Genomic DNA, 5,924 nt, shown 5'->3' with positions numbered 1-5,924 from the left:
AGGAGGCTCACCGCCCGCCCCGCGGAAAGCGAGCATCTGGAGGGGAAATCAACCAAAACGCTTTACTTGGTAAATAGCAACAAAGTATGCGAAAACAGCCAATATAAAAAAGCGGTGGACCTTTTTAAAAAGGTTTATATGTAAAAAATCAATGCCTGATTCTTAAATACATAAATGAAGAAATTCGGGAAAAGGTGCCATTGATTTGGATTAATGGAAAGAAGGTGCAAGATTAATGAAACAATTCGATATTATCGCAACATCAGCAATGGGATTGGAATCAATTGTTGCCAAGGAGGTTAGGGATCTTGGTTACGATTGTCAAGTCGAAAATGGTAAAATCACATATAAAGGCGACCAATCCGCCATTGCCCGCTCTAATTTATGGCTGCGCAGTGCCGATAGGGTAAAAATTAAAGTTGCGGAATTTAAAGCATATTCATTTGATGAGTTGTTTGAAAAAACAAAGGCATTGAATTGGGAAGATTACTTATCAGCCGATGTAGAGTTCCCTGTGAGTGGAAAATCCGTTAAGTCAAAACTCTACAGTGTCCCGGATTGTCAGGCTATTGTCAAAAAGGCGATTGTTGATAGATTGAAAAGTAAATATAAGCAAGTGTCTTGGTTTGCAGAGACTGGTCCTTTGTTTAAAATTGAAGTGTCTATTTTAAAAGATGTAGTGACACTTACCATAGATACTTCAGGTGCAGGTTTGCATAAACGGGGGTATCGGACAGGGCAGGGGGAGGCACCCCTTAAAGAAACATTGGCGGCTGCCTTAATCATGCTGACCAATTGGAAACCGGATAAACCTTTCATAGATCCATTTTGCGGGTCTGGAACGATTCCCATCGAGGCAGCCTTAATTGGGCAGAACATAGCACCTGGGTTTAACCGGGAATTCGTATCTGAAACTTGGGCATGGATGGATAGCAAGGTTTGGGATGAAGCACGGATTGAAGCTGAAGATTTAGCCGATTATGATCAGTATTTGGACATAACCGGTTGCGATATTGACCATCGAATGGTCGATATAGCTAAAGCGAATAGTTTTGAAGCAGGTCTTGGTGATCTGGTTGAATTTAAACAAATGCAGGTTAGGGATATCTCGACAAGGAATGAGTATGGTGTCATTGTCGGGAACCCGCCTTATGGAGAACGGCTTGGTGAGAAAAAAGCAGTTGAGCAGATGTATAGAGAAATGGGCCAAGCTTTCAAGAAGCTTGATACATGGTCAGTATACATGATTACCTCCAATCCTGACTTCGAACAGCATTACGGTAAGCCTGCAACGAAAAAAAGGAAATTGTTCAACGGTTTCATCCGTGCTGACCTTTATCAATATTGGGGGAAAAGGCCGCCAAGACAGCCTCAAGGTGAATAAGTAGGTAGAATATAACGGAGGATTTTGATACTCAGGACGATTTATTCATAATAGGTTCCAGTCTTGCTTATCATTTCCTTTTCTGTTATTCTAATAATGAATTATTTTTGTTCAGATTTAAGGAATACCTTAATATTTTTTTGAGCAAGGATAGTAATATAATGTGTGGAGAACACACTAGGAGGCAACAAAAATGGAACAAGGTAAAGTAAAATGGTTTAACGCAGAAAAAGGTTTTGGATTCATCGAACGTGAAGGTGGAGACGATGTATTCGTACATTTCTCAGCTATCCAAGGCGAAGGTTTCAAAACACTTGAAGAAGGCCAAGACGTTACATTTGATGTAGAACAAGGTCAACGTGGACCACAAGCATCAAACGTAAACAAAGCTTAATTCAACCCTATATTATTTACAGGCAGGCTCTCTTTTGGAGCCTGTCTTTTATTTTACGAATCGGGCAACCAGGCAGCATACATAGAAAAACATACAAAATACGCTTCATTTCTGATGGTTGGTAAATATCTTGACTATTAATGTGAAATAAAGGATAATATACTTTTGCCTAAGATTGTAATGATTCGATACTATATACTGATGATAGATAAAAGGGGAGACCATGATGCTTAAAACACTGCCTTTTTCGGTAACAAAGGAAGATTCTTTTTACGATAAGCTTTCAGAATGGATCGGTGATGTTTTTTACGATATTCTTCCCGAAAAAGGATTTGAGCTGCGCGACGAACAAATCTTCATGGCTTTTCAGTTAGAAAAAGCCTTTAAAGAAAAGAATGTTAGTTTTGCTGAAGCAGGGGTAGGGACCGGTAAGACTTTGGTCTATTTACTATATGCGATTTGTTATGCGAGATATACGAATAAACCTGCAATTATTTCGTGTGCGGATGAAACGTTGATTGAACAGCTTGTCAAAGAGGAAGGCGACATCCAAAAAATCAAGAATGCTTTAGGTATTGAAGTGGATGTTCGGCTTGCCAAGTATCACGATCAATATGTATGTCTTAAGAAATTGGATTACGCAGTGAATCACGAAGATTCCGAGGGAATAGATCAGCTATATGATGAACTTCCTAAGTTTGTCCATGATAACTCATCCATGAACGCCTATACAGCATATGGGGACCGTAAACAGTATCCATATTTAAATGATGAAGACTGGTCTAAAGTTGGCTGGGATCAGCTCCAAAACTGTTTTACTTGTGATAAACGCCATCGTTGTGGGCAAACCTTGTCACGGGACCACTACCGAAAATCAAGTGATTTGATCATTTGTTCACATGACTTCTTCATGGAGCATGTATGGACTAAGGAAAAGCGTAAGCGTGAAGGTCAGTTACCATTGCTGCCTGATCATAGCTGCGTTGTCTTTGATGAAGGACACCTATTGGAATTTGCAGCTCAAAAGGCTTTAACGTATAAAGTTGGGGAACAGACCCTTGCTTCGGTTTTAGAATTGCTTACAGCCAATCAGGTTCGTGAAGAAACTTTATACATCATTGAGGATTTAATTGATATCAACGAAGAATTTTTTGATTTGTTGGATGAAAAAGCGATTCATGTCAGCGGATCTAATCGTTATGAAATTCCGATGTCCAAAGAAATAACAAGTTTCGCCCAAAAGCTTCACAAAAAGGTTGAAGAGCTAGAGGAGAACCTTGTTTTTGAAGCGGAAATGTACACGATCAATGATTATGATTTAAAAGTGACGGAAGAATATTTAGAGCAGCTGGGCTACTCCCTTTCTCTATTCGTGAAGGATGAACAGGCCGTTTCCTGGTTTGAAGAAAATGAAATGACCAAAACATTGGTCATCATGCCAAGGCTTGTACAGGATATACTGTCTGAACAGGTATTCTCTAAAAAAATCCCGTACATTTTTTCATCGGCAACATTATCGGATAATAAATCCTTCCAATATATTGCAGATAGTTTAGGGATAGAAAAGTATGACAGCTTCTCCGTTGAATCACCATTTGATTACGATGAAGTCATGAAAATGAACATGCCAGTCTTCGAAAATGGAGATCAATTGGCGAAACTTAAATATACGATGAAGTCAATTGAGGAAAATGAAGGTCGAACACTAGTATTATTTCATTCAAAAGAGGAATTGCATTGGTTCAAGGAAAACTGCCCAATATCTTCTTATCCATTTTATTTTGAAGGGGAAGCGGAAATCAGCGAGCTTGTTAAAAAGTTCCAGGAAGAGGAGCAATCTGTCCTTTTCTCCTATCATTTATGGGAAGGGCTTGATGTTCCAGGTCCTTCATTACAAAATGTAGTGATACACTCCCTTCCATTCCCGCCGCGTGATCCGGTTTTCGAGGCCAAACGCAACTCGGTTACAGACGCATTCGAAGAAGTGGATCTTCCATACATGCTCCTTCGTTTGCGCCAGGGAATAGGGCGATTGATCAGGACGAGCAATGATTCGGGAACAGTCCAGATTTTGACTGAAAAGGATCTTTCGGAACAGGTGAAAGAGAAGATTGTATCGATTCTTCCTGTAACGCTTTAACTAAAGTCCAGTCATAAATAAGAGCCAAGGTGCCCCTTGGCTCTTATTTTATTTTTATTTATTAATCGAAGTGGTTCTGATATGAAAGACTTTTGTATAATATGGTAAAGTGTAGTTGGAAGGAGCAGTGAATATGAAAAAAAAGGGTATCGATCTGATAGAAAAAGAGTTTAGAGAATATGTAAAGAAAATCTCGGCCTATAATGAAGCTCTCGCGTTAATTTTTTGGGATTTACGTACAGGTGCACCGAAACAGGGAGTTGAGCAGCGTTCCGAAGTTATCGGCGTGCTTTCCTCCGAGGTGTTTAATATGAGCACAAGTAAAGAAATGGAATTCTTCATTGCCGAACTTTCGCTGGAGAAAGCTACTCTTAGTGAAACGACGAATAAAATGGTACAAGAGTGTAAAAAAGAGTTTGAAAGGAATAAGAAAATTCCTGCCAACGAATATAAGGAATTCGTCATTTTACAGTCGCGTTCTGAAAGTGCATGGGAAGAGGCAAGGGAAAAAGCTGATTTTTCATTATTTCAACCTTATCTGGAGCAAATTGTAGCTTATACCCGTAGGTTCGTAGAGTACTGGGGTTATGAAGGGACGAAATATAATACACTTTTAGATATGTATGAACCAGGAATGACCGTAGATATACTTGACAGCGTATTCAGTGAGCTCCGGGCGAGGATCGTTCCATTGGTAAAACAGATTGCCGAAAGCGAACATAGACCTGAAACAGCGTTCCTTTATAAAGAATTTCCAAAAGAAAAGCAGCATCAACTGAACTTGGAATTTTTAAAACAGCTAGGATACGATTTCAAGGCTGGCAGGCTGGATGAAACAGTTCATCCTTTTGAAATTAAAATAAACAGGGGCGATGTACGGGTGACGACCCGATACGATGAAAATGATTTTAGAGGGGCGATTTTTGGTACCATCCATGAATGCGGACATGCCATTTATGAGCAGAATATCGCCGAAGAATTAACTGGAACACTTCTCGACGGCGGGACATCAATGGGTATCCATGAATCACAATCATTGTTTTTCGAAAACTTCATTGGACGGAATCATAGCTTCTGGAAAAATAAATTCTCCTTATTAAAAGAATATGCTCCCGAACAATTCAATGATGTGACACTGGATGAATTTTACCGGGGCATTAACGAATCAAAACCATCGTTCATCCGTATTGAAGCAGATGAACTGACGTATCCCCTACATATTATGATTCGGTATGAACTGGAAAAGGCTCTTTTTAATGGAGAACTTGAAGTGAAGGATTTACCGGAAGTCTGGAATGAAAAATACAAGGATTATTTGGGGATTGTGCCTGAAAATGATGCCATGGGCGTGTTGCAAGATGTACACTGGGCAGATGGCAGTTTTGGTTACTTCCCTTCTTATGCATTGGGATATATGTATGCAGCCCAAATCAAGCAATCGATGCTTAAAGATTTGCCTGATTTTGATGGCCTGTTGGAAGCGGGTGATATTGCTCCAATCAGGAAATGGCTTAATGAAAAGATACATAAATACGGAAAAACAAAAAAGCCTCTTGAGATTTTGAAGGAAACGACAGGAGAGGGCCTGAATGTTCAGTATTTAATAAAGTATCTTGAAAATAAATATAAAGAAGTTTATAAAATCAAATGAATCAAAAGAAGAAGGACTTGGATTGAATGCCAAGACCTTCTTTTTTTTATGGGCAGTTGTAAAAGTGACGTGTAGGATAACGGTAAATGGAACATGGAGAAGGGGTGATTCTTTCTTTTGATAGGAAAACCCTGTTGGTTGTGTGATTTCGCAATTTTCTAATAATACGAATGATGATTTAATTCTTTAAATGAAAGTTCGGTTTTTATCAAAAATACCTTTTCAAATAGAGCCAGCGTTGTTATAATTCATATATTAATGAAATATAAAGTTTCACTCGTATAATAGCAGGGATATGGCCTGCAAGTTTCTACCGGATTACCGTAAATAATTCGACTATGGGTGAGTAATAGAT

4 protein-coding genes and 1 riboswitch are annotated in these 5,924 nt (G+C 39.0%); all 4 genes read left to right on the top strand.

The features are described 5' to 3' along the window. Positions 1–235 precede the first annotated feature (235 nt). Positions 236–1,384, top strand: a complete 1,149-nt coding sequence (locus ACFVSH_RS22025) for a THUMP domain-containing class I SAM-dependent RNA methyltransferase (protein WP_387707824.1) — start codon at positions 236–238, stop codon at positions 1,382–1,384. Positions 1,385–1,577: 193 nt separating this feature from the next. Continuing rightward, positions 1,578–1,778: a cold-shock protein gene (locus ACFVSH_RS22020; protein ID WP_034307871.1), complete on the top strand. Its 201-nt coding sequence runs from the start codon at positions 1,578–1,580 to the stop codon at positions 1,776–1,778. Between the two features lie 223 nt (positions 1,779–2,001). Continuing rightward, positions 2,002–3,918, top strand: coding sequence for an ATP-dependent DNA helicase (locus ACFVSH_RS22015; protein ID WP_387597503.1), 1,917 nt, complete (start codon positions 2,002–2,004; stop codon positions 3,916–3,918). 133 nt (positions 3,919–4,051) lie between these two features. Further along, positions 4,052–5,569, top strand: a complete 1,518-nt coding sequence (locus tag ACFVSH_RS22010) for a carboxypeptidase M32 (protein ID WP_387597501.1) — start codon at positions 4,052–4,054, stop codon at positions 5,567–5,569. Positions 5,570–5,826: 257 nt separating this feature from the next. Beyond that, positions 5,827–5,924, top strand: a riboswitch (purine riboswitch).

Origin of the sequence: Peribacillus sp. NPDC058002, from assembly GCF_042886655.1 — a bacterium.
In the GTDB taxonomy this organism is placed as follows: Bacteria; Bacillota; Bacilli; order Bacillales; family DSM-1321; genus Peribacillus; species Peribacillus aracenensis.
The sequence above is the reverse complement of the archived record's forward strand: the minus strand, read 5'-3'. Positions and strand labels throughout refer to the sequence as shown.

Coding starts and splice junctions, on each gene's coding strand:
- ACFVSH_RS22025 (WP_387707824.1), top strand. CDS start 236: ATGAAACAATTCGATATTATCGCAACATCAGCAATGGGATTGGAATCA.
- ACFVSH_RS22020 (WP_034307871.1), top strand. CDS start 1,578: ATGGAACAAGGTAAAGTAAAATGGTTTAACGCAGAAAAAGGTTTTGGA.
- ACFVSH_RS22015 (WP_387597503.1), top strand. CDS start 2,002: ATGATGCTTAAAACACTGCCTTTTTCGGTAACAAAGGAAGATTCTTTT.
- ACFVSH_RS22010 (WP_387597501.1), top strand. CDS start 4,052: ATGAAAAAAAAGGGTATCGATCTGATAGAAAAAGAGTTTAGAGAATAT.